The sequence below is a fragment of the Mesorhizobium sp. M6A.T.Cr.TU.017.01.1.1 genome (genome assembly GCF_004023115.1).
GTDB classification, from domain to species: Bacteria; Pseudomonadota; Alphaproteobacteria; order Rhizobiales; family Rhizobiaceae; genus Mesorhizobium; species Mesorhizobium mediterraneum.
Window position 1 is genome coordinate 61526 of record NZ_RZTA01000017.1, and the last position, 21364, is coordinate 82889.

Annotated in this window: 17 protein-coding genes; 14 read left to right on the forward strand and 3 right to left on the reverse strand. The window is 61.8% G+C overall.

Annotated features, from left to right (window positions below; all coding sequences use genetic code 11):
- Position 1 precedes the first annotated feature (1 nt).
- The 12 genes from tssF to EOB36_RS08230 are packed head-to-tail and all read left to right on the forward strand — an operon-like array spanning position 2 to position 15486.
- Entirely contained in the window at positions 2-1876 is a 1875-nt protein-coding gene (gene tssF, locus EOB36_RS08175; protein ID WP_127203712.1) for a type VI secretion system baseplate subunit TssF, read from the forward strand.
- Positions 1840-2907 carry a type VI secretion system baseplate subunit TssG gene (gene tssG / locus EOB36_RS08180; protein WP_128284636.1) on the forward strand — a complete coding sequence of 356 codons (1068 nt, stop codon included), beginning with the start codon at positions 1840-1842 and terminating at the stop codon, positions 2905-2907. Before tssF ends, tssG begins: the two co-directional genes overlap by 37 nt.
- Complete coding sequence (gene tagH / locus EOB36_RS08185) at positions 2904-4367, forward strand: type VI secretion system-associated FHA domain protein TagH (protein ID WP_128284637.1); 1464 nt, start codon at positions 2904-2906, stop codon at positions 4365-4367. The genes tssG and tagH (EOB36_RS08185) overlap by 4 nt, the downstream gene beginning before the upstream one ends.
- Positions 4368-4370: 3 nt before the next feature.
- Entirely contained in the window at positions 4371-4823 is a 453-nt protein-coding gene (gene tssJ, locus EOB36_RS08190) for a type VI secretion system lipoprotein TssJ (protein WP_023801306.1), read from the forward strand.
- Positions 4824-4862: 39 nt separating this feature from the next.
- Positions 4863-6197, forward strand: a complete 1335-nt coding sequence (gene tssK / locus EOB36_RS08195) for a type VI secretion system baseplate subunit TssK (protein ID WP_128284638.1) — start codon at positions 4863-4865, stop codon at positions 6195-6197.
- Positions 6198-6201: 4 nt separating this feature from the next.
- On the forward strand, positions 6202-7524 hold the full coding sequence (icmH, locus tag EOB36_RS08200; protein ID WP_128284639.1) for a type IVB secretion system protein IcmH/DotU: 1323 nt from the start codon (positions 6202-6204) through the stop codon (positions 7522-7524).
- 1 nt (position 7525) lies between these two features.
- Entirely contained in the window at positions 7526-11062 is a 3537-nt protein-coding gene (tssM, locus tag EOB36_RS08205) for a type VI secretion system membrane subunit TssM (RefSeq protein ID WP_128284640.1), read from the forward strand.
- Complete coding sequence (gene tagF / locus EOB36_RS08210; protein ID WP_245467675.1) at positions 11044-11586, forward strand: type VI secretion system-associated protein TagF; 543 nt, start codon at positions 11044-11046, stop codon at positions 11584-11586. Before tssM ends, tagF begins: the two co-directional genes overlap by 19 nt.
- Positions 11586-12689 (forward strand): DUF2169 domain-containing protein, encoded by a 1104-nt coding sequence (locus EOB36_RS08215; protein WP_128284641.1) that lies wholly within the window; start codon positions 11586-11588, stop codon positions 12687-12689. The genes tagF and EOB36_RS08215 overlap by 1 nt, the downstream gene beginning before the upstream one ends.
- A complete protein-coding gene (locus EOB36_RS08220) occupies positions 12686-13708 on the forward strand; it encodes a 3-oxoacyl-ACP synthase (RefSeq protein ID WP_128284642.1) in 1023 nt (340 codons plus the stop codon). Before EOB36_RS08215 ends, EOB36_RS08220 begins: the two co-directional genes overlap by 4 nt.
- Positions 13708-14643: a DUF4150 domain-containing protein gene (locus tag EOB36_RS08225; RefSeq protein WP_128284643.1), complete on the forward strand. Its 936-nt coding sequence runs from the start codon at positions 13708-13710 to the stop codon at positions 14641-14643. The genes EOB36_RS08220 and EOB36_RS08225 overlap by 1 nt, the downstream gene beginning before the upstream one ends.
- Positions 14644-14646: 3 nt before the next feature.
- Positions 14647-15486: a hypothetical protein gene (locus tag EOB36_RS08230; protein ID WP_128284644.1), complete on the forward strand. Its 840-nt coding sequence runs from the start codon at positions 14647-14649 to the stop codon at positions 15484-15486.
- A gap of 59 nt (positions 15487-15545) precedes the next feature.
- Here EOB36_RS08230 and EOB36_RS08235 read toward each other — a convergent pair whose 3' ends face one another.
- The 3 genes from EOB36_RS08235 to tssI are packed head-to-tail and all read right to left on the reverse strand — an operon-like array spanning position 15546 to position 18649.
- Positions 15546-15887, reverse strand: a complete 342-nt coding sequence (locus EOB36_RS08235; RefSeq protein ID WP_128284645.1) for a hypothetical protein — start codon at positions 15885-15887, stop codon at positions 15546-15548.
- The gene (locus EOB36_RS08240; RefSeq protein WP_128284646.1) at positions 15887-16312 is read right to left on the reverse strand and encodes a DUF6484 domain-containing protein; all 426 of its coding nucleotides are present in this window, start codon (positions 16310-16312) and stop codon (positions 15887-15889) included. Before EOB36_RS08240 ends, EOB36_RS08235 begins: the two co-directional genes overlap by 1 nt.
- Before the next feature lie 9 nt (positions 16313-16321).
- A complete protein-coding gene (gene tssI / locus EOB36_RS08245; protein WP_128284647.1) occupies positions 16322-18649 on the reverse strand; it encodes a type VI secretion system tip protein TssI/VgrG in 2328 nt (775 codons plus the stop codon).
- A gap of 202 nt (positions 18650-18851) precedes the next feature.
- Here tssI and tagH (EOB36_RS08250) point away from each other — a divergent pair, with 202 nt between their 5' ends.
- Positions 18852-19898, forward strand: coding sequence for a type VI secretion system-associated FHA domain protein TagH (tagH, locus tag EOB36_RS08250; protein ID WP_128284648.1), 1047 nt, complete (start codon positions 18852-18854; stop codon positions 19896-19898).
- 412 nt (positions 19899-20310) lie between these two features.
- Positions 20311-21364: type IVB secretion system protein IcmH/DotU (gene icmH, locus EOB36_RS08255; protein ID WP_164897474.1), on the forward strand; the 1054-nt coding region annotated here is incomplete at its 3' end.

The window sequence follows — 21364 nt, forward strand, 5'->3', positions numbered from 1 at the left end:
GATGGATCGCGTCTTCGTAGAATATTACGAGGAGGAACTGTCCCATATTCGCGGACTCGCGGCAGAATTTGCCGACATGCATCCGGCGGTGGCGCGCAATCTCTCGCTCGATACGGTCCCCTGCCCGGATCCGTATGTGGAGCGGCTGCTTGACGGCGTCGCCTTTCTCGCTGCGCGCACCCGGTTGAAAGTCGATGCCGAGCGCTCGAGGTTTTCACGCAGCGTCCTGGATGTCCTTTATCCCGATCTGGTTACGCCGGCGCCGGCAACGGCGATGGCAGTGCTGAAACCCGGACAGCAGGTCCAGTCGATGGTTGCCGGCCATGTCGTCAGGCGGAACACGCGGCTGGTGTCCGGTCTGCAACCCGGCCTGTCGACGCGCTGCACCTTCACCACAGCGCAGGAAATGACGCTGTGGCCGATAACCATCAAGTCGGTTAGTTATTTCCAGGATCGCAGCGGGTTGGCAGCGGCCGGCATAACACCGATCGGCGGCGTAGGCGGCGAGGCGGCGCTGCGTATCACGCTTGGTCGGGCCGGAAAAGGCAAGCTCGACGAACTGGCGCTTGACCGGCTCGATTTCTATTTTGCTGGGCGCACCAAAGCGCCATTGCTGTTTGACGCAATTTTCGGCGTCTGCTCGGCCGTTGGTGCACGAGCCGAAGGCAAGGCCAACCCCCTATCGCCGTTGCCGGCACCCGAAATGGTCGGCATCAGCGACGACGAGGCGTTGATGCCTCGTACCCGGCCGACATTCGAAGGGTACCGTCTGCTGCGTGAATATTTCATGATGCCCGAGCGCTTTCACTACGTGCGGGTTTCAGGACTGCAACCGGTCGTGCGCAGATGCGACGCCGGGATCGAAATCATCTTCATGTTCCGGCGTCCAGCACCCGAACTTGCCGATGTGACGCCGGCGGATTTCGAACTTTTTGCGACGCCGATCATCAACCTCTTCGAGCGTGACTGCAACGTCATCGAGCTTGATCCCCGCAGAACGCGGCAAGTGCTGCATGCCGACCGCACGCGGGCGCGGGACTTCGAAATCTATCGGGTGACCCGCGTCGAGGACGCCGATTCCGAGGGCACCGACGCCGAAATTCCGGAGCTCTTCAGCCTGGGGCAAAATCGCAACAATGGCTGGGTCTTTTCCACCGAACGGCGCCCTCGCCGGGCCACCGAAGATGAACGGCGCGACGGGTTGACCCGCACCTCATACACTGGAGACGACGTTTTTCTATCGATTTCACGGCCGGTCGGAAGCCCGGCGAACCGACCGCTGAAGCGTGTCGACATCATGGCGCTTTGCACCAACCGCGATCTGCCGATCCTCGACGACAACCCTACCTTGACGCTGGAGACAGGCGATCCGGTCGAAACGGTCCGGCTTCTCGGTGCGCTGCGTCCGCCCCAGCCGGCTATCCCGGCCGCCCTGCCCGCGGGCGCCGAAGGCGAATCCCGAGCCGACAATCTCGCCTGGCGGCTCGTGGCGCAGCTGGCGCTCAACTTTCTCAGCCTTGCCAAGGAAGGTCGTGGTGTCGATCCGCTGCATGCGCTGCTCGATCTTTATGCCGACCGGGGAGATCCGAGCCTCGCACGCAATGTGCACTCGATCGTTCGTATTGACTCGCGGTCCGTCATCGAACGGCTGCAGATCGATGGGCCGATGTGCTTCGGAAGGGGCACGGAAGTGACATTGCATGTGGACCAGTCGGTCCTGGCAGGGCAAAGCACATTGCTGCTTTCAGCCTTGCTTGCGCGGCTGTTTGCCCGCCACGCAGGAATAAACGGCTTTGTGCGGACCCGCACGCGGCTGCTGCAGAAGCAGGAGGATGTGCCATGGCCGATGACGCCCGGCAATCGCCACCTGATCTAGGCGAACTCGACCTGAACCGGGTCGAGGGGCTGTCTGATACGTTCGACTTTTTCGAGCTTTTGCGCCGGCTCGAACGCAGGGGTGGGCTGTTCGGCTATTCCGGCCACGCGGATCGCGAGCCGGCAAGGCTCGGGCAGCACGTGCGTCTGAGCTTTTCCGCCAAGGACGTGGTTGAATTCCGCGAAGCGAAGGACAAGACGCCGGCCCGGGTCACGATCGCGAATCTCGGGCTGATGGGACCGGAAGGCCCCATGCCGCTTCATTTGACACGCTGGGTACTCGATCGTCTGTCGCAGCGCTGGTTCACCGGCGCTGACGCACGGCAGACCAGCGACACGACGTTCGTGGACTTCGTCAATATTCTCCAGCACCGCATGATCGCCCTGTACTATCGGGCCTGGGCGGATGCGCATCCGGCGGTACAGGTCGAACGTGCGGTCGGCGGCCGGGTAAGGGCCATGCTTGAAGCCATGGCGGGAATCGGACTGCCCGGCACCCACAATCCCGATCTCGACGCCGTGAAGCTTCGCCAGGCAGCATCGCTCGCCGGCCAGGTCGACGGCCCGGAGCGGCTGACGCTGTTCCTGGCGGAAGCGTTCAAGGTGCCGGTGCAGATCAAGGAGTTCGTTGCCACCTGGATGACCATACCGGCCACGCTTCAGACTGGCCTTGGCAAAGCCTACGCTGCGCTCGGTCGCGGGGCGACGATCGGCCCGCGCGTTTTCAGCCGCCAAAGCAGGATCGAACTCCGCGTCGGCCCGCTCGGGTATGAGGAGTTCAAAACGTTCCTGCCGGGCGGTCAACGTCTGAAAATGTTCAAACAGGCCGTTCGCGACATGGTTGGGGAATCGCTCGACGTCGATCTGCGGATCGTGCTCGCGCGTGAAGCCGTGCCGCAGCCCCGCATCGGAGCGGTACAGCTCGGCCGAACCACCTGGCTTGCGCGGCCTGCTGAAAGGGGCGATGCTGACGATATGCGGCTGCGGACAATTGTCGGATGGCGGCCGGAATTGGCGGGGGTCGCGGCATGAGCCTGCTGCTGACGCTGGAGCAAGGACCACGTACCCAGGCGGTAAGACAGACCCGGCTGGACGAGGGTGAGTTGGTGATCGGCCGCAGCGCCGACGCGGGCTGGCAGATCGACGATCCCGACATGTTCGTTTCGCGCGCCCATTGCAAGATCACTGGCGGGCGGGACGGATATTTCGTTACCGACACGTCGAGCAGCGGCTTGTTCATAAACGACTCCGACAGCCCGCTTGGCGCTGGCACGTCGGTCCGTCTTCAAAACGGGATGCGGCTGAGGCTGGGCGATTACGTCGTGTGCGTCGATCTGCAGACGCCGGCCGCTCAAGCACCGGAAGCCAGCCAATCGTTCGCGGAACGATCGCGGCCGGCATCGCGAGCGCCGGTAAGCATCGGCCGCGATGACTTCTTTTCAGCCACGGTCGAAGAAGAGCCGCGGGGACCACGTCCTGCCGATTTGCCGAGCCCTTTCGAGCAGCCAGTTCCAGGAGCGTTCGAGCGTGCCAACCAACGCAGTTCGCCTGCCTTCGACGACCCGTTTAGCCTCGACCCGGTAGCAACGCCGGCACCGAACGGCGCTGCCTATCCCGAACCACGTGGTGCGCCAGGCTCCTCGGACCCATTCAGCCTCGATCCCGTGCCTTCCCGCAACGGGGCAACCGAGTCCGCTCCAGGAAAATCATTCGAATTCGACGACGATTTTGGTTTCGGGCCGGCCGCGACGCCCGATTTGAGAAACGGCGCCGGCCCGGCCGGCCAACGCAAACATAGCGCCGGAGAGCCGCAGCCGGCCAATCCCTGGGATTTGCCTGGCCCTGCGGCAGCTATCCCTTCTCCGCCACGGGCTGGCGTTGCCCCTAGGCCCGCCCCCTCCCCGGCAGCGGCGCAACCGGCGAACACGGCCCTTCGCAGCGCGTTCCTGCGGGGCATGGGCATCGAGGAAGCCGAGTTTCCCGGACGCGACAGCGTCGCGGAAATGGAGAAGTTCGGTCGCGAGTATCGGCTGATGATGGAAGGCCTGATGCAGCTGCTGCGCAAGCGGGCCGAGGAAAAAGGAAACGCTCGCGTCGCCCAGACGGTGGTTGGGGCCTCTGAAGTCAATCCGCTCAAGTTTCTGCCGACGGTCGACGACGCCATTGTGACCATCATAGCGGAGCGCAGCCCCGGATTTCTGGCCGGCGAAGCGGCAATCGCGGATGCGGTCCGCGATCTCGCGCAACATCACGTGCGCGCCTGGCGAGGCGTGCAGTCCGCCTTGCGGCGAATGATTGACCGTTTTGACCCGGCGGCGATCGAGGAAGAGCTGAAATCGAATTCCGCGATCGGCACCCTGCTTTCAGGCGGGCGGGGCGCCAAGCTGTGGGAACTCTACCAGAAACGCCATCGTGAAATCGCCCAGAGCGCGGAGACGAGCTTTCTTGGTGAAATTGGCGCGGATTTTCGGGATGCATACGAGGAGGAGTGAAAAATGATCGATCGACGCGAATTTATCGTTGCCCTGGGCGCAACCGGGCTGCTTGCGGCTTGTCAGAGCGGTCCGCCAAAACCATCCGCGGTCACCGTCAACCTGACCGGCGCGGCCGGCATGAACCCGGGACCAGGTGGCGGCGACCGGCCCGTGACGGTCCTCGTGATGCGGCTGCGCAGCACCGGTAAATTCAACTCGGCCGATTATTTCGCGCTGCAGGGGGATGCCGGCTCCGCACTCGCAGGCGATCTCATTGGATCCGACCAGATCTCCGTCGGGCCGGGAAAAACCGCATCTAAAACCATCACCGTAGAGCCGGACGCGGCTGCGCTGGGCTTCGTTGCCCTCGTTCGCGAGCCCGGCGGCCGGACCTGGCGTACAACCAAATCGGTGTCGTCGGGATCAACAGTTACCGTCAACGTCACGCTTGGCAGCGGCGGCATTTCCGCCTAGCGGCCAGGGCAAGGGGTGCTCGATGCAGGAAGTAGCGGCATGAGCGATGCAAACAGAGTGCTGTGGTCCGAAGGCCTGTTTCTCCGGACCCAGCATTTTCAGCAGCAGGATCGTTTTTTCGAAGCGACCGTGCGCGGCGCGTTGCAGGCCGGGCAGCTCCATACATTCGGCTTTCAGCAGCTGACGCTGGACCAGGCAATGCTCGATGCCGGCCAGGTCTCGATCCTGTCGGCACGGGGCATCTTTCCGGATGGAACCCCCTTCTCCATCCCAGACATGATGGACGCGCCACGACCGCTGCCGGTCACCGCCGACACTGGCGCCGGACCGGTGCTGGTCGCGCTGCCGCTCGAGCCTGCTGGCGGTGTCGGCTTCGATCCGGCACACGCCGCATCCACCGGCGCGCGCTATCATGGGCGGATCGTTTCGGTCCGCGACGCCGTCCAGGGCGGTTCAGATCCTGAAGAAATCGAAATCGCACGTCCGCAGGCGCTGCTGCTTGCACCCGGAAAATCGGTTGGTGGCTACACCGCCCTGCCCATAGCCGACATCAAAGGGGTTCGAGCCGATGGCGGCGTCTCCCTGGATGAGACGTTCCTGCCGCCGACACTGGTTACCGGAGCAGTGGCCTGGTACCGGCAGTTGCTTTTGGAAGTCGTCACCGGCCTCGACCAAATCGCCGAGGCGCATGGCAAAATGGTCATGGGTGGGCCAGGGCGTAGCGTCGAAGACCTCTTGATGCTCAATCTCGCCAATGCGGCGCGTCCACGACTGGCGCACATCCTGGCGCAGGATGTTTTCCATCCGGCCGAGCTTTACCTGGAGCTTGCCGGTCTTGCCGGTTCGATGGCGACCTATGGCTCGAGCGCGCGACGGCTGAGCGAGTTGCCCGCCTACGATCACATGGCGCCCGGCCCCGCATATTCGGCGCTGGCGGACGCCTTGCGCTCACTCATCCTGAGCCTGCGTTACATCGAGCCTAAATCCCGCGCACTGCCGGTCATGCGGCATTCGACCAACGTCTGGAAAATCCGCATCGACAACCCGAAGCTGCTGGTGGCCAGCCGGATCGTTATCCGGGTCGGTTCCGAGCTGTCGGAAGATGCCTTGCGTAAGATTTTCGTCAACCAGGCGACTGTCGGTTCGGCCGATCAGTTCGAGGGTCTATGGAAATCCCGTCTACCCGGCATTCCACTGAAACCGCTTCATTCCCAGCCCCGCGAAATCCCCTACGATGGCGATCGGCTGTGCCTTGAACTGGATCAGAAAAGCGAGCACTGGGCCTCGCTGCTCGATGCCCCCGGCTTCGTTATTGGCGTGTCGGGTGTGCTGCCGAGCGAGCCGCAGGTGGACTGCTATTCGGTAAACAGGTGAGATCATGAGCCGGGATGATCCTTTCGGACTGTCGGAGGATCGCGAACGCACTCGCATACGGCTGACCGGCGCGCCGATGCCGCGACCGATGACGCCACTCCTGTCGGGCGCGCCAATGAAACGGTCGCGTACGCATCCCAACACCCTTGTCAACGCATTCGCGCCCTTGCTCGAGTTCGCGCCGGAGCTTGAAAGCGCGCTGCCACCGGAAAACCCGGAGGCGATGCGCACCCGGTTGCTCGAAGAGCTGGTTCGGGCACGCGACGCGGCAATGTCGGCGGGATCCTCGCTGGAGCGCGCCGACCAGGCAGCCTGGGTGGTGGCGGCGTTGCTCGATGATCTGGCCTTGAACACGCCATGGGGCGGTGCCAGCGCATGGCCGCGCCAGCCGCTTGTGGTGATGCTTCGAGGCGATGTCGATGCCGGCACGCAGTTCTTCACGCGTCTCGACGAACTGGAGCGCCACCCGAACCGGGATCGTGAACTGCTGGAATTGCAATATCATTGCCTGGCGCTCGGCTTCCGCGGCAAATATCGTGTGCCCGGCCGGTCGGGCGACCGCTCGCTCAATGCCGTTCGCGTTGCTGCGGCGCGCTTCCTGCGCGATGCCGACGCCGACGGCGCGCCACTGTCGCCGAACTGGAAAGGCGTGATCGCATCCGACGAGCCGCAGCGCTTCATCGTTCCGATCTGGGTAATGGCGCTCGGTGCGGCGGTTATCGCCACGGCAATCTATCTCGGGCTGTCGATGGGACTGAGCAGTCAGGCAGTCGAGCTTTCTACGCTCGTTCGTGCTCTGCCGCCACCCACGCGCGGCGATATCAGCCGCACATCGCCTCAGGTCGAAGCGCCGCCGCCGGAGGCCGTGGATTTCGCGCTGGTGCCGGAGTTTCAGGCCGGAGCGCCGGCGAATCTCAGGGCCGCGCTAAGCGGCACCGAGAGCGTTTCGCTGGCCAGGCTGATCATTCAGGCCTCCAACCCCGAACTGTTCCAGTCGTCGCGGCCGACACTGACGGAAGGCTTCGAGCCGCTGATTGGTTCGATCGCCAAAGTGATCTTGGCCAATCAGGAACTGATCGGAAATATCACCGTGGTCGGCCATACCGACAGTGTTCCTTTGCAACGGTCCAATCCGCTTTCCACCAACCAGAGGTTGTCCGAAGCGCGTGCAGCGACGATTGCCGACATGCTGGTCCAGAACGGTGTGCCGCAGGACCGCATTCGCTTCGAAGGACGTGCAGCTACCAATCCAGTGGCCGACGATAGCACGCGCGCGGGACGGGCCTTGAACCGCCGCGTCGAGGTGCTGGTCGAAAAGAGGCTGTGAGATGTTCATCCTGCGCTTCCTCTGGGCGGTTCTGACATCGCGCTGGCTCTGGACGCTGATCGGCATCACGCTGCTTTCTCTGGTCATCTGGGTGTTCGGCCCGATCGTCAGGGTTGGCGTTTACGAACCCTTCGCCTCGGAAAATGTGCGCATCGTCATCATTGCGCTGCTGGTCATCTTCTGGCTGATCTGGCTGATCGTCGCGCAGCGCCGGGCGATTCGAGCCAACCGCATGTTCGTCGCCGAAATCGCTGCGCCTGTGGTGGAAAAACCGCTTAGCCCCGGCGAAGAGAACGTCGCCGCCGTCGGTGCCAAGTTCGCCGAGGTTCTGGGCGAATTGAAGCGCCGCAAACTCGGCGGACGCAAGTTCCTGCGCGAGATGCCCTGGTACGTGATCGTCGGGCCGCCGGCCACCGGCAAGACCACTGCCTTGCGCCAGTCCGGCCTGAACTTTCCGATCGATCTCACCGACGACCTGCAGGGGGTTGGCGGCACGCGCAACTGCGACTGGTTTTTCTCCGAAAACGCGGTTCTGATCGACACGGCGGGCCGCTATGTGCAGCAGGAGAGCCAGCCGGACGTCGATGCGGCTGAATGGCTGGGCTTCCTCGACCTGTTGAAGAAGCACCGCGGCCGCCGTGCCCTCAACGGCGTGATCGTCGCGCTGTCTATCGACGTGCTTTCAGAGGGCGACGAAGCCATCAAGGCTCATGGCCGCAAGATCCGCCGTCGCCTGGCCGAGCTCAACGACCGGCTCGAAATCCGCCTTCCAGTCTATCTGATGCTGACCAAGGCCGATCTGATCAAGGGTTTCGAGGCTTTCTTCGGGGGGCTATCGACGGCCTCGCGCGAGCAGGTGTGGGGCACGACCTTCGCGCTGGATGCGCGTGTCGACGCAAAGACAATAGAGCGGGAAATCGCCACCCTTGCGACGCAACTCGAGCGGCGGCTGGTGCCGCGCCTGGAGGACGAGGACAAACTCGCTGCCCGCGCCGAGATCTTCAGATTTCCCGCCCAGCTCACAAGCCTGTCTGAACCTATCCAGGTGCTGATCGAGGCAATGTTCGGTGAAAGCCGGTACGAAGAAGCTGCCTGGCTGCGCGGCCTCTATCTGACGTCAGCGACCCAGGAAGGGGCGCCTATCGACCGGCTGACCGCGGCGCTGTCGTCATCCTTCGGTCTTCCACCGCGGCGGGCCATGCCGGCGCCGCGCGTTGAAAAACGCAGCTTTTTCCTGAAGAATCTGCTGACCGATGTCATCTTCCGGGAAGCAGGCCTAGGAACGTTCGATGCGCTGGCGCAGCGCCGCCGCGCCTGGATCTGGCGTGGCGCCGCCGCCGCCTGTGCCGCCGTGGCCTTGTTGGCCGGTGCGATGTTCACCTGGTCCTACTATGACAACCGCAATGCGATCACAGCGCAGGCGAGCCAGTTCGAAGCGCTGCAGGCGCCACTGACCGCGGCAGCCGCGAACCCGGCATCGGTGGAGCGGCCCGCCATCGATGGCGCGCTCAACGCGATGGCCGAGGTCGCAAATGCCCGTACGGCACCGCCGAGCAGTGCCCAGGATCTGCTGGGGCCATCGGCCTCGGCTGAACTGCTGCGGGCGCAGGCCGACACTTACGACCACGCTCTGCGCAACGTTCTCGAGCCGCACATGGTCGCTCTGCTCGAGGCGACCATGTGGCGGCAGATCCGCGATCCGGATTTCATGCTGGGGGCGCTAAAGACCTATCGCATGATGACGGGCCTGTCGCAGATGGACGCTGATTTTGTCCAGAACTGGTGGGTCAGTGATTTGCCGGAATTCGCACCGGCGGCACCCTTTCCGACCGCCGACGCGGAAGAGCACCAGCTTGCCGCGATCCGTCGCATGGCGGTCGACGACAGCTACATCGCCCCGGATCAGGCGCTGGTTGCCGAGGCGCTGAAAACAGTTTGCACGATTTCGCTGCCGGCGCGTGGCTACAGACAGTTGCTGGCCGATCCGGCGGTGGCCAGCCTCAAGGAATGGATCCCGGCGAATTTCGCCGGTCCCAATGGCGCCAAGGTTTTTGCACGGCGTTCCGACAAGACGCTGCGCGTCGGCATTTCGGGGGCGTTCACCTATTCCGGCTTCCACGATGCCATTCTCGACCGGATCGAGGATGTCGCCGCGCAGGCGGCGCTGGATCGCGCGGTCTTCGCCGGAGGCTGTTCGGAAAATTCCGAAACCTCGGTCTCGGCGCTGTCGGAGGATATTCTAAAACTCTATTACGAAGACTACATCGCACAATGGGACAGCATCCTGCGCGATATCAGGCTCGCGCCATTGGCCGACCTGAATGTCGCCAGCGAGAACCTCAAGGACCTTTCGAGTGCCGATTCCGCGCTGAAGCGCCTGCTTACGGCGGTCGTTCAGGAGACCGAGCTTACCCGATCCGATGAAGCGCCGGCCGATAACAAGGCAGCAGCCAAGGGCGGCTCGAAACTGCTCAGCAAACTCGGCAAGCTCGGCAAGCTGGCCAAGACAGGGGCAAAACTGCTGCCGCGCGCAGGCTCCGCCAACGAGGTGGACCTTACCGGCAATCTGGTGGCCGAACACTTCAAGCCGCTCAAGGGCGCCATCGCCGAGGTTGACGGCCAGCCGCCGGCGCTCGACGCCGCGGTGGTGGCGCTGACCGCACTTTCGAACGTACTGCAGACGGTCACGGCCAATCCCGACCCTCAGGACGCCATCAAGAAACAGGGCGGCCTCGCCGAACTGACCGGAGCGGTCGCCAGGCAAGCGCAGATCCTGCCCGATCCGGTCGACGACTGGCTCGGCGGCATCGCCGGCGACACCAGCGGCCTGACCCAGAAGGCGGTCACCTCGGAGCTTAACGCCATCTGGCGCGCCGACATCCTGCCATTCTGCCAGGCGGCGCTCAACGACCGCTATCCGTTCAGCCCCGAAAGCGCCGTGGACGTCAATGTCCGCGATTTCGCCCGCCTGTTCGGGCCGGCCGGGATGATCGACGCCTTCATCAACGATCACCTGATCAGCTATGTCGACACCGCCACCCAGCCATGGAAATGGCGCGCCGATTTTGGGCTCGACGCGGCGGCTCTGGCGGCGTTCGAACAGGCCAGGCGGATCCGAGACGATCTCTTTCCAGGCGGTACCGGCCCAGTGATGAGCTTCACGCTCGAACCGAAGGACCTGTCTCCCAACGTCACGCGCGTGACGCTCAACCTCGATGGCCAGACCCTCGTCTATTACAACAACGCGACGCGGCCGCAACCGATGACTTGGCCCGGCAAGGACGGCACCGGCGTCATCTCGCTCGCCTTCCAGCCGATCGACGGCTCGCCCGAAATCATGCTCAACGAGACCGGGAGCTGGGCGTGGCTGAGGATGCTGCGCAGCGGCCGTTTCACCGGCACCTCACTGTCCGATGTCTACAGCCTGCGCCTGGGGACGAAAGGCATGTACGCCGACTTCGAGCTCAAGGCCGCGAGCGTCGAGAACCCTTACAATTTGCAAATGTTCAAGAAATTCTCATGTCCGCCGCAGATATGATCCTGCCTGGCTTTTACGGCAAAATGCCTGCAACCGGCGATTTCGTCAGCCGGCGGCTGCCGGGGGATTTTGTGCGCGTCTGGGACCGCTGGCTGGCACAGCACATCGTGCCGCTGATCGGCTCGGAAACCTGGCCGCGCACCACCGCGCTGCGCTTCCTGGCCGGCCCGGCTTCCTTCGGCGCATCGGCAGGCATTATTCTGCAGAGCGCCGACAGGGTCGGCCGGCAGTTCCCTCTCAGCGTCGTTTCGCAGCTTCCTGACGCTTCTATTCAATTGGCTCGCGCCGATGCGTGGTTTTCCGGGATCGAAGATGCGGCCATCGCCGCCCAGCAGGGCGAGCTGACGCCTGACGAACTGGATGGCGCTTTGGCCGCACTGCCGGTGCCGCCTGTCGAGGCAGGCGACGAGATCGTCAGCGATATGGTGATGTGGACCGCCCGCTCGGACATATTCGATGTTGATCCGCTATCGCCGCAAGCGACACTGGAGCAGATCTTTGCCGCAAGCTGGGAGACCAGCTGATGCAGATCTGGAACCAGATGGGGTATCCGCATCAATTCACCATGGGCATGGACAAAGCCGGCCATGAGTGGATCGTCGTGGTGGTCAAAGGCACGTTCGACTTTCCCGCGACACCTGGCGAACTGGTGCAAAAATCGGCGGAACAGGTTCCCCTAGTCATGGCCGATACGCACACCGGCGCGCCGGGCTATTCGGCCACGCTGTGGGAAACAGATTTCGCTTTCCGCAAGCCGCGCTGTGACGTGATTGCCAATGGCTTTGCGTACGCGCCCGGAGGACGTCCGGCGGAGCGCGTACCGGTCGGCATCAAGGTGGGCAATTGGTCGAAGCTTTTCGAGGTGGTGGGCACGCGTGAATGGCGCGCCATCGGGCCAGTATTCACTGCCACCGCACCACAGCCTTTCCTGCGCATGCCGATTTCCTACGACGTTGCCTGGGGTGGCGTCGACCGACTGGATCCGGAGGACAAGCTCCCCGCCAGCTATAAATACAATCCCGTCGGAACCGGCTGGTCGCGCACCAAAAACCAGCGCCTCATTCCCGGCCTGCGGCTACCGAATACGCAAGCTGTCGGCGAAGAAATCCGCTCGCCCTTTGGCGACTACAAGCCGATGAGTTTCGGGCCAATGGGCCGCGGTTGGCCCGGCCGGATCGAATACGGCGGCACCTATGACGACAACTGGACGAAGAACATATTCCCCTTCCTGCCCCCTGATTTTGATGAACGCTATTTCCAGATGGCGCCGCCCGACCAGCAGATCGACCTGCCGAGAGGCGTCGAAGAGGTGCAACTGGTCAACCTTACGCCTGAAGGCCGGGTGAGCTTTCGTCTGCCACAGACTGCATTGCCGATGACACTGTTCAAAGGGCGAGAAAAGTCTTTCGACGCAAACATCTACCCAGACACAGTCCTCTTCGACCCGGAGAACCGTCGCTTCTCGCTGGTGTGGCGCGTGTCGCAGCGCATCCATCGGACCATTCTCGATTTCAGCGAATGCTGGATCGGCCCACCGACGGAGTCGATGCTTCGAGCGCGCGCCACTGGACGTGCCTTCGTCCGGGCCAACCTGACTGTTCCCCAAGACGAGGCTGAAGACGCATGAGCACAGCGATCGACATCGCGTCGATTGGCATGGTAACCGCCGTTGGCCTTGACGCGCCGTCCGCCTGTGCGGCAATGCGCGCTCGGCTCGACGGTTTTCAGGAAACTCGTTTCCTCGGGCCAAACGGTGAATGGCTGATAGGTGCGCCGGTATCGCTGCCGCGAAACTGGATCGGCGAGAAGCGCATCGCCCATCTCGCAGCCGGCGCAATCTGCGAGGCCTTCGAGGCAATTCCTCAGGCGCGCGGCCAGACCGCTCTTATCCTTTGTCTGGCTGAGGAGGATCGGCCGGGCCGGCCAGTGGGTGACAGCCCCAGACTCCTGCGCCGCATTGCAGAGATCGTTGAAATAGAACCCCATGTACGTTCCCGCGTGGTCGCGCATGATCGTCCCTCCGGACATGTCGCGCTGGACCAGGCACGCAGGATAATCGGGTCGGGTGAAGCCCCTTACGTCATGATTGCCGGAGTAGACAGCTATCTGACGGCACCGGCAATTGAACACTATCAAAAGAACAAGCGCCTTCTGACACTTGAAAATCCGAACGGCTTTATCCCGGGCGAAGCAGCCGCTGCGGTTTTGTGTACACGGTCGGAACGGGGCGGTTTTCGCCTGCATGGGCTTGGTCTCTCGCGCGAGGCAGCATCGATCTACAACACGCAGGATCTACCGCTGCGAGGCGACGGCATGACAGCGGCCTACAATACAGCTTTCCGGGAAACTGGCATTGAAATGAACCGGCTCGGCTACCGCATCGCCGACCTGATCGGCGAGCAATACTGGTTCAAGCAGAGCGCGCTGGCAGCTCTGCGGCTCTTGCGCGGCCGTCACGATTTTCAGGATATCTGGTCGCCGGGTGAATCGCTCGGCAATATCGGCGCCGCCGTGGTTCCGTTGATGATCGGCATGGCCTGGACCGCGGCACGCAAAGGCTATGCGGCGGGAAACCCCGTTCTCATCGAGTCCTCCAACGACGCCGGTGCCTGCGGTGCTGCGCTTCTCGCGGCGAGGGTTGCCTGATGGGTAATGTCTTCGCAAATGGCCTTGAGATTTCAGGCAAGGACGTAAACGCCAAGACCATCGCGGCTTTTCCCGACGTTTGCTTTACGCCACCGGAGAACCCGGCCACACCGCCGGGCGTTCCCATTCCCTATCCTAGTTTTGGCCTGGCCGACGACACCGAACAAGGCACTGGCACCGTCAAGATCGGCGGCAAGACGGTGAACATCAAAAACAAGTCCGACCTTTCCAAAACGAGCGGTACGGAGGCCGGCGCTGCCGCCAAGAAGGGCGTCATTACTTCGAAGAACACCGGCAAGGAGTACTTCAACTCCTGGTCCAACAACGTGAAATTCGATGGCGAGCCGGTCATCCGCATGACGGATCTCGCTACCAACAACCACGCCTCCCCTATCGGCAATACCCCACCCTGGATCCATATCGCGGCGCTGACTGTTGGTGGTCAGAACTGCCTTACCTTGCTGGCTTCGATCGATATTCATGTGCACCCCTACGACGAAGCAGACAATCACTGCACGAAGGGCAAACAGCAATCAGATCACGTCATCCAGAATGCTTTTTTTGAGCCGGTGCGGGGTGGCGGGCCGATAGGCGCGTTCCCGCGTTACACCGAAGGTGACGCGCCGTGTATCTGCTTGAACGATGGCAAAAAGAAAACCACCCAGCACGGCAAGAAATCGCGCAAACAGATCAAGCGGGCAACGGCGCAGCGGCGAGCGGTGAGCGCCGGCAAGGCTGGACCCTGCTCCCAGAGCTACGCGTCCGCCCGCGACGCCGAACTCCAACATACAGCCGAGAGTCTGCCAAAACTGGCGGCCAGCCCGGACGCGCAGGAATGCCTCAAGGCCATTTGCGACACCTATTTCAAATGGGCCACCAGGAAGCGCAGTCAGGATCGGCTCGATGAAGTTCAATGCGACGTACCAAAGGTGTGAAAAATGGAATGTATCGACGCTCAGATCGCCGTGGGGGACAGCTTTTACTGCCTTTTCTACGAAGAGAATGGACCCGGCAACCACCTTTCCCGCATCTATCACTTCAGCGGGCGCAGCGCCCCGCAGGTACGCCTGGTCGCCGAGATACGCGAATGGGTGGCGTCTATTTGGGCCAACCGTGCGGCCCGGCTTTTCGGAGCGGTCTGGGATGGTCAAATCCTCTCGATCGGCGATACGGTCGAGCCCTTCGGCAGCGTCGATCTGCTCGGGACGATCAAACTGACGGGTTTCGCGGACGAACCACAGTTCATTATGGGCGAGGATGGCCTCATCTTTGAGAACCGGCGTGGCGCCTGGCAGCGGGTTCCGTTCCGAGGCAAACAGGACGTATATTCGGTCGCGCGCAGGGAGGCGGATACATATGTGTTTGCCGCGTCTACCGGCCGGGTGATCACCTATGCCGGCGGCACAGCCACCGTTGAGCACCTCCCGACAAATGTAGATCTGCATGGGATCGCCTTCACCACCCCGGAGAATGGCGTGGTCGTTGGAGACGAGGGGGTCGCTTTCCTGTACAGTTCAGGCGCTTGGAGGGATATTTCCGAAGATCGCCCCAGCCTGCAGGATGCTCACGCTTTCAAAGGCCGGCTCCTGACTTCACTCGAGGCCGAGGCCATCGACGAGATTGCCGGTGATGGCACTTTCTCTGCTCTCTACGATCGTCCGGGCTACTACTTCTCCTCGAACGAAGATTTCTGTGTCACCTTTGACGATGAAGCCGCACACGTATTCGACGGCAAGCGATGGACCTCGGTTCAGTTCGCAGGCTTGGTGCCTCTGTAGGCCGCCGACAGTCCCGTCGAGGACGTTGGAGACAGGCAGAACAGCTGAGGGTTGCTTGTTCAAGACAACTGTTGGTTGGCGGAAATCCACGCCCGAACTTTCGCAGGGTCCAGATTTACGATCCGCAGCGAGTCTGCCGCCGACAGCATGCGTATGACGAACAATTCTCCGGGTTCCGGATATTCGGCATAACGCTCTTGTGCAATTTCGCGTCCGATGTTGCCTGCGACCCTCAAGCCATCAAGATGCGCCTCAAGCCTCTCGACAAGGCGTGCGACGCGCTCTTCATCCATGTCCGGGTTTTCTTCCGGATAGAGCAGGTGGCGATCATAGACGGTCCACAGGAACGCTGCCATCTCAGCGTGCTGACGGATGATTTCACGGAGAACGGGCGCGGGCATTAGTTCAAGTTGACCGAACCGCCGCGGATGCGGTTGGCAGCGCTGGCATGGCTTGTCAGATAGGTGCCGCGGATGGTGATGCGGCCGTCCTTCTCCATGATGATCGTGGCCTTGCCGCAGCGAAGCTCGATGCGCTCGTTCGCGGTAATTCGCACCTGTTCACCGTCCCGAACAATCTGCGGAACATTTGAGTTGCGTGCAGGATCAACAATACGGCCGACAATGAGAGGCCGCCCAGGATCGCCATCCTGAAAAAGAAGCGCCACTTCGGCGCCGATCATGTCCGAAGTGAGTTCAGCAAGGCTTCGGGCTGAAACAGCAGTTTCCTGTGGATTGCCGGGAAAGACCACGAGGGGTGAATCTTCTCCGAAGCCCAAAAAAATGCCGATCACAACTCCTTCAATTCGCTTCTTTGTCGTTGTCATCGCCCGTCCTTAGTTCTGTTTTATCTCCGAGCCCTTCATCGTGATGTCGCTGGAGGCTTTGACGTTGATCTTGCCAGAACCCTTGATGGTGATGTCCTTGCCTTCAATCGCAATCGTGCCGTCCTTCTTCATCGCGATCGCCGCCGAGCCGCATTTGATGATGATGGAGTCGCCGGCCTCGATAACGAGATCCTTGCCGATTTTCATCGCGCCGTCTTCACCAATTTCGACGACGCTGCCTTTGCCGATCTTAAGTGCGCGCGAACCGGTCACCTGTGTCGCATCATCTTTGGCAACCTTGGTGCTGCGGCCCTTGCCGATTTCTGAAGTCTGTCCACCGCCGATCTTGAAACTCTGATCAGCGCCGATCTGAACGCTCTGGCCGGCCGCAATCGTCCAGCTGTCGCTCGCTCCTATACTGTGGTCCTGCGCCGCCCCAACCGTCACCGACCGTGTCGCACCGATTGTATTCGATTGCGGGCCACCCACGGTTCGGGTCTCGGATGCCCCGACACTGTCGACCCTAGCCGCGCCGACAGTGATCGTTTGCACCGCGCCCACCGTCTGTGTGTGCGCGATGCCGATCGTTTCAGTGGAGTTTGACCCAATGCCGATCGTCTCATTCGACCCCACCGTCAGCGAGCGGTTGACCCCAACCGTCTCGGTGTCGTTGTTGCCGATATCCGTGGTCTGGTCGACGCCGACCTTGACCGTCTTGTTGTTGCCGACGTCCTCGTCGAGGTTGTGGCCGACGGAGTGCTTGGCGTCGTGGTCTATGCGGTCCGACTGGTCGTGCTGGACCAGCTTGGTGCGGTCGTTCTTGATCAGAAGGTTGTGGTCCTTCTGTGCCTGGAAATTGACCAGTTCGGAGCCGGCCTTATCCTCGAACATCAGTTCGTTGTAACCGCCGCCGCCTTTCGAAGAGTCGGATTTCCAGCCGGATTGCGTGGCGCTGCCCGGCAGTCCGTAGGGCGGCATCTGCGAGGCATTGTAGACCCGGCCGGTGATGATCGGCAGATCCGGATCGCCTTCAATGAAATCGACAATGACCTCCTGGCCGATGCGCGGTATCTGGATGAAACCCCAGCCGCTGCCGGCCCAGGTCTGCGAGACCCGCACGAAACAGGAGCTGTTCTGATCCTTCTTGCCCAGACGGTCCCAGTGGAACTGGACCTTCACCCGGGCATATTTGTCGGTGAATATCTCCTCGCCTGATGGACCGACCACCGTCGCCGTCTGTGGGCCGCGCATGATCGGTCGTGGCGTGATCCGTGGCGGGCGATAGGCCAAGGCGGTCGGCGCCACGCCGAGGATCACCTTGAAGTTCTCGCTTTCGACGTCGGCAAGAGCTCTGTAGCCGGGATCGAACAGCCTGTATTCGGCGCTGACCACCAGATATTCCTGGTTCTGGTCTTCTCTTGGGAAGCCGTCCAGCTTGAATGTGCAGCCCGAATACAACCCGCGCACGGTGCCGACAGCGGTAATGCGCTGGTGCACGGCCTGGATCTCCTCGCGCCGGATCGCGGCGAGGCTGTCGCCGCGACCGACTTCAAGATGCGCCCCCGGCTGGCGGTAGTTCTCGCCAGCGGCCAGCTTGTGGCCGAACGGCTGGGCCGACTTGGCCATGAGGTCGGCGCCCGGCTTCTTGAAATCATAGTCGGTGTGGACATAGGCGCCCGGCCGCACCGAGCTGCCTGGAATCCATTCGGTGATGTATTCGACATCGCGCCGGGAGCCCTGCCCTTCGAAGTGATATGGCACCTTTTCGTAGCCCGGCGCGGGCTTCAGCTTGTTCATGGCATCGACCAGCACAAGCGTGTGTTTGCCCTCGTCATGTTCGAAAAAATACAAGATGCCTTCGTGCTCCAGCAGCCGCTGCACGAAATCGAGATCGGTCTCGTCGTACTGCACGCAGTACTCGCGCGGCGGATAAGAACCCTGCAGGCGTTTCTCGAATTTCGCCGTGCTGTATTTCGAGAAAACCTCTTCGACGATTTCGATGACGCTCATGTTCTGGAAAATGCGGCAGTCGGTCGTATTGCCGAGAAACCAGAGCCAGGGCCTGATGGCTGCTTCGTAGTACGCTAGGCGGTCCTCGATCCGGGTGAGCCGAAACTCGGACACAAGCCCGCTGAACCAGCGTTTCGGATCGGATTCACCTTCGATCGATACGGCACCGCCCAGCATCTTCAGCGGATCGATATCGGGGCTGCTGCTCACGAACCCGACCGTATAGGCCAAACAACGACTGATCTCATCGCGCCCGACAAGATGCGTGAAGGTCAACAGGTCAGCGCCAAGCGGCGTCTGCACAACCGTGGCGCGTTCGTCCGGCATGGGTCTTGCCCCTCCCGCCGCTCGTTTCTGCTTGAGCCTAGCACATGTCTTCCAGCGACCAAAGGGGACCGGATCGGTGGCTGCGGCGTGTCACCTCTCGAATCATCGACTTGAAAGCTTCGTAACGCCGCGCTCGTGATTTTGCTGGTATAATGGAAGTCCTGGGTGAGTGTCCCGACAGGCGATCGACGGCGATTTTTGAATGTTCATCAGGCTGCAGATCAACAATGCCGATTCCCTGCCGGCCGGTATTTCGACCGGCTACTCAGCTCGTGATCGCAGCTTCGAAATCGGGCGCGAGGCCTGCGACTGGACCTTGCCCGATCCCGACAAGTTCATCTCCGGCCGACACTGCGACGTTCGATACGAGGCAGGCGCGTTTTGGCTGCACGATGTCTCGCGCAATGGAACCTTCATAAACGGGTCGACCCATCGCATGGCCGGCCCGCATCGGCTTGACCATGGAGACCGGTTGCTGATCGGCCGCTACGTCATCTTGGTATCGATTGACGACGAGCGCACCACGGAGGGTCATCCTCAAAGCAGGCACGGTTCGACGCAACGAGAAATGCCGATCACGTCAGGTCGGCCGCTGGACTTCGGAGGCGAGCCCTTCTTCAATCCGGTAGAGCACCGAGCACCGGTGTCGACGTCTTCGCCGCCCGCGCCTCTCCCTTCGACGAGGGACGAGGTGCTGCGGGAAATCGCGATCGGAGCTGGCATCTCTGCGGAATTGCTCCAATCGCGTGATCCGCATGAAGTCGCTGCCGAAATCGGCGCGGTGCTGCGGACGGTTGTCGAGGAACTGGCCTTGTTGCTGAAGGCACGTGCGGCTGCGAAAATACTGGCCAAGAGCACACATCGGACGATGATCAGCGCTGCCGATAACAATCCCTTGAAGTTCGTCCCGGGAACCGACGACATCCTTGAAATCATGTTTGCACGACGCAGAGCCGGCTATCTTGATGCCAGGCACAGTATCGAAGACGCATTCCGCGATCTCAAGACGCATGAATTTGCTACCTACGCAGCCATGCAAGCTGCGCTCTCCCGGCTGCTTGACGACCTGTCGCCCGAGGCGATCGGCAAGAAACTTCCGCCAGCGTCATTCACTTCGAAGAAGAGCTTGGCTTGGGACGCCTTTGTCGCCAAATGGCGGACCATGGAAGAAACACACGAAAACGGAATGCTGGACATATTCCTGGCTTATTTCAGCGAAGCCTATGCCAAAGCCGCCAAGCAAAAATAGGCTGAGAAGACTGAACCTGGCGCATTCCCGGAAGCCGGATCGGTTTTGCTGTGCTGATCTTCAGTTGCGGAACGGACCACATGCCAACTGGAAAATATTAGAGCGTCCTTTGCGGTTTCAAAGGACACGGCGCTGCCGCTGGCGGAAGAAAAATCCTTTCGCAGCACTGCATCCTGTTCCAATCGACAGCTTCTGAGATTACGATCACATACGACAGTTCGCCAGCGGGTAAGGCTGATTGACCCGGGGGTCTGCGGCAAATGTCATGTTACGGCGGGATAGAATTTTGTAGCCGACCTTCCTCCAGACACTGCCCTTGTCAGCAGCGCCTGCATTTCCTGTGCCTGACCAGGGACCGTTTTACCCGGTTCTGGCGCACACGCAGCAACCAGGTGTGGACGGACGTTTGGCGATGAGCTCGAAGGACGATCCGTTCGGCCCAGCGGGCAAGACCGTCATTCGCGCACCGCGCCCCGCTGAAAAATCAGCGCCAACTCCTCAAGGGCCTGTTCCTGATAGCAGGCAGCCCGGTCCTTCGCGGGCTAAGGATTCAACGGTTTTCGATCCGGGTGTCGGTCAGCACACGCCGCCGGGCTGGACATCCGGAACCGTGATTTATCAGGGTGCAGATCCCGGCGCAGCGACCGGAAGCGGTTCCTTTGCGGCGACGCCGAAGCCAGCCATCCAGCAGGAAATCCTGCTGAATGCCACGGATGGCGTCAGATATTCAGCAGCGAACCCGATCCTCGCCGCGGCGGCGCCTTTGCTGATGCTGTTCGGCCAGCTCAGGCTCATGCCCGTCGAAAGACAGGCGGAACAACTAGCGGAACATGTCGCTGAGGCGATCGAAAAATTCGACCGGACAATGCAGAAAGCTGGTGTTCCCGAAGCAGACGCCAGGATCGCAAAATTTGCCCTTTGCGAAACCGCTGACGATCTCATCGGCAACCTGCCTTGGCCCAAGCGAGACGCCTGGGCGCAGCACAGCATGCTGTCGCAGTTCTTTCACGTCGAGCCCACCGGCGCGGGCTTCTACGAAGCACTGAATAAGATATTGGCCGCGCCGGAGGCACACTACGACCTGCTTGAATTGATGCATGCCTGCCTGTCGCTTGGGTTCGAAGGCCAGTATCGGGGCCTCGCACGCGAGGACAACAATCTCGAGCGCGTTCGACGCGATGTATACGAGACGCTTCGCTATTTCAGGGCGCGCGCCGACGAAGACATCTCGCCTCACTGGCAGAGCTTGGCGGCATCAATCGCACAGTCGTCGGCCCGGTTGCCGCTCTGGGTCATTGCGGCCGCAGCGTCGGCGCTGCTGACGGCGGCATTCTTCGCTTTGCGGGTCTTCATCACCAATGAAGGCGACGCCCTTGCCGGCGGGTTGCTGGCGCTCAATCCATCGACGCAGATTGCCATCGAACGCGCCGGCGTGGTGCCGTCGGCTGTGCCGATGACAGTCACTC

Coding starts and splice junctions, on each gene's coding strand:
- tssF (WP_127203712.1), top strand. CDS start 2: ATGGATCGCGTCTTCGTAGAATATTACGAGGAGGAACTGTCCCATATT.
- tssG (WP_128284636.1), top strand. CDS start 1,840: ATGGCCGATGACGCCCGGCAATCGCCACCTGATCTAGGCGAACTCGAC.
- tagH (WP_128284637.1), top strand. CDS start 2,904: ATGAGCCTGCTGCTGACGCTGGAGCAAGGACCACGTACCCAGGCGGTA.
- tssJ (WP_023801306.1), top strand. CDS start 4,371: ATGATCGATCGACGCGAATTTATCGTTGCCCTGGGCGCAACCGGGCTG.
- tssK (WP_128284638.1), top strand. CDS start 4,863: ATGAGCGATGCAAACAGAGTGCTGTGGTCCGAAGGCCTGTTTCTCCGG.
- icmH (WP_128284639.1), top strand. CDS start 6,202: ATGAGCCGGGATGATCCTTTCGGACTGTCGGAGGATCGCGAACGCACT.
- tssM (WP_128284640.1), top strand. CDS start 7,526: ATGTTCATCCTGCGCTTCCTCTGGGCGGTTCTGACATCGCGCTGGCTC.
- tagF (WP_245467675.1), top strand. CDS start 11,044: ATGTCCGCCGCAGATATGATCCTGCCTGGCTTTTACGGCAAAATGCCT.
- EOB36_RS08215 (WP_128284641.1), top strand. CDS start 11,586: ATGCAGATCTGGAACCAGATGGGGTATCCGCATCAATTCACCATGGGC.
- EOB36_RS08220 (WP_128284642.1), top strand. CDS start 12,686: ATGAGCACAGCGATCGACATCGCGTCGATTGGCATGGTAACCGCCGTT.
- EOB36_RS08225 (WP_128284643.1), top strand. CDS start 13,708: ATGGGTAATGTCTTCGCAAATGGCCTTGAGATTTCAGGCAAGGACGTA.
- EOB36_RS08230 (WP_128284644.1), top strand. CDS start 14,647: ATGGAATGTATCGACGCTCAGATCGCCGTGGGGGACAGCTTTTACTGC.
- EOB36_RS08235 (WP_128284645.1), bottom strand. CDS start 15,887: ATGCCCGCGCCCGTTCTCCGTGAAATCATCCGTCAGCACGCTGAGATG.
- EOB36_RS08240 (WP_128284646.1), bottom strand. CDS start 16,312: ATGACAACGACAAAGAAGCGAATTGAAGGAGTTGTGATCGGCATTTTT.
- tssI (WP_128284647.1), bottom strand. CDS start 18,649: ATGCCGGACGAACGCGCCACGGTTGTGCAGACGCCGCTTGGCGCTGAC.
- tagH (WP_128284648.1), top strand. CDS start 18,852: ATGTTCATCAGGCTGCAGATCAACAATGCCGATTCCCTGCCGGCCGGT.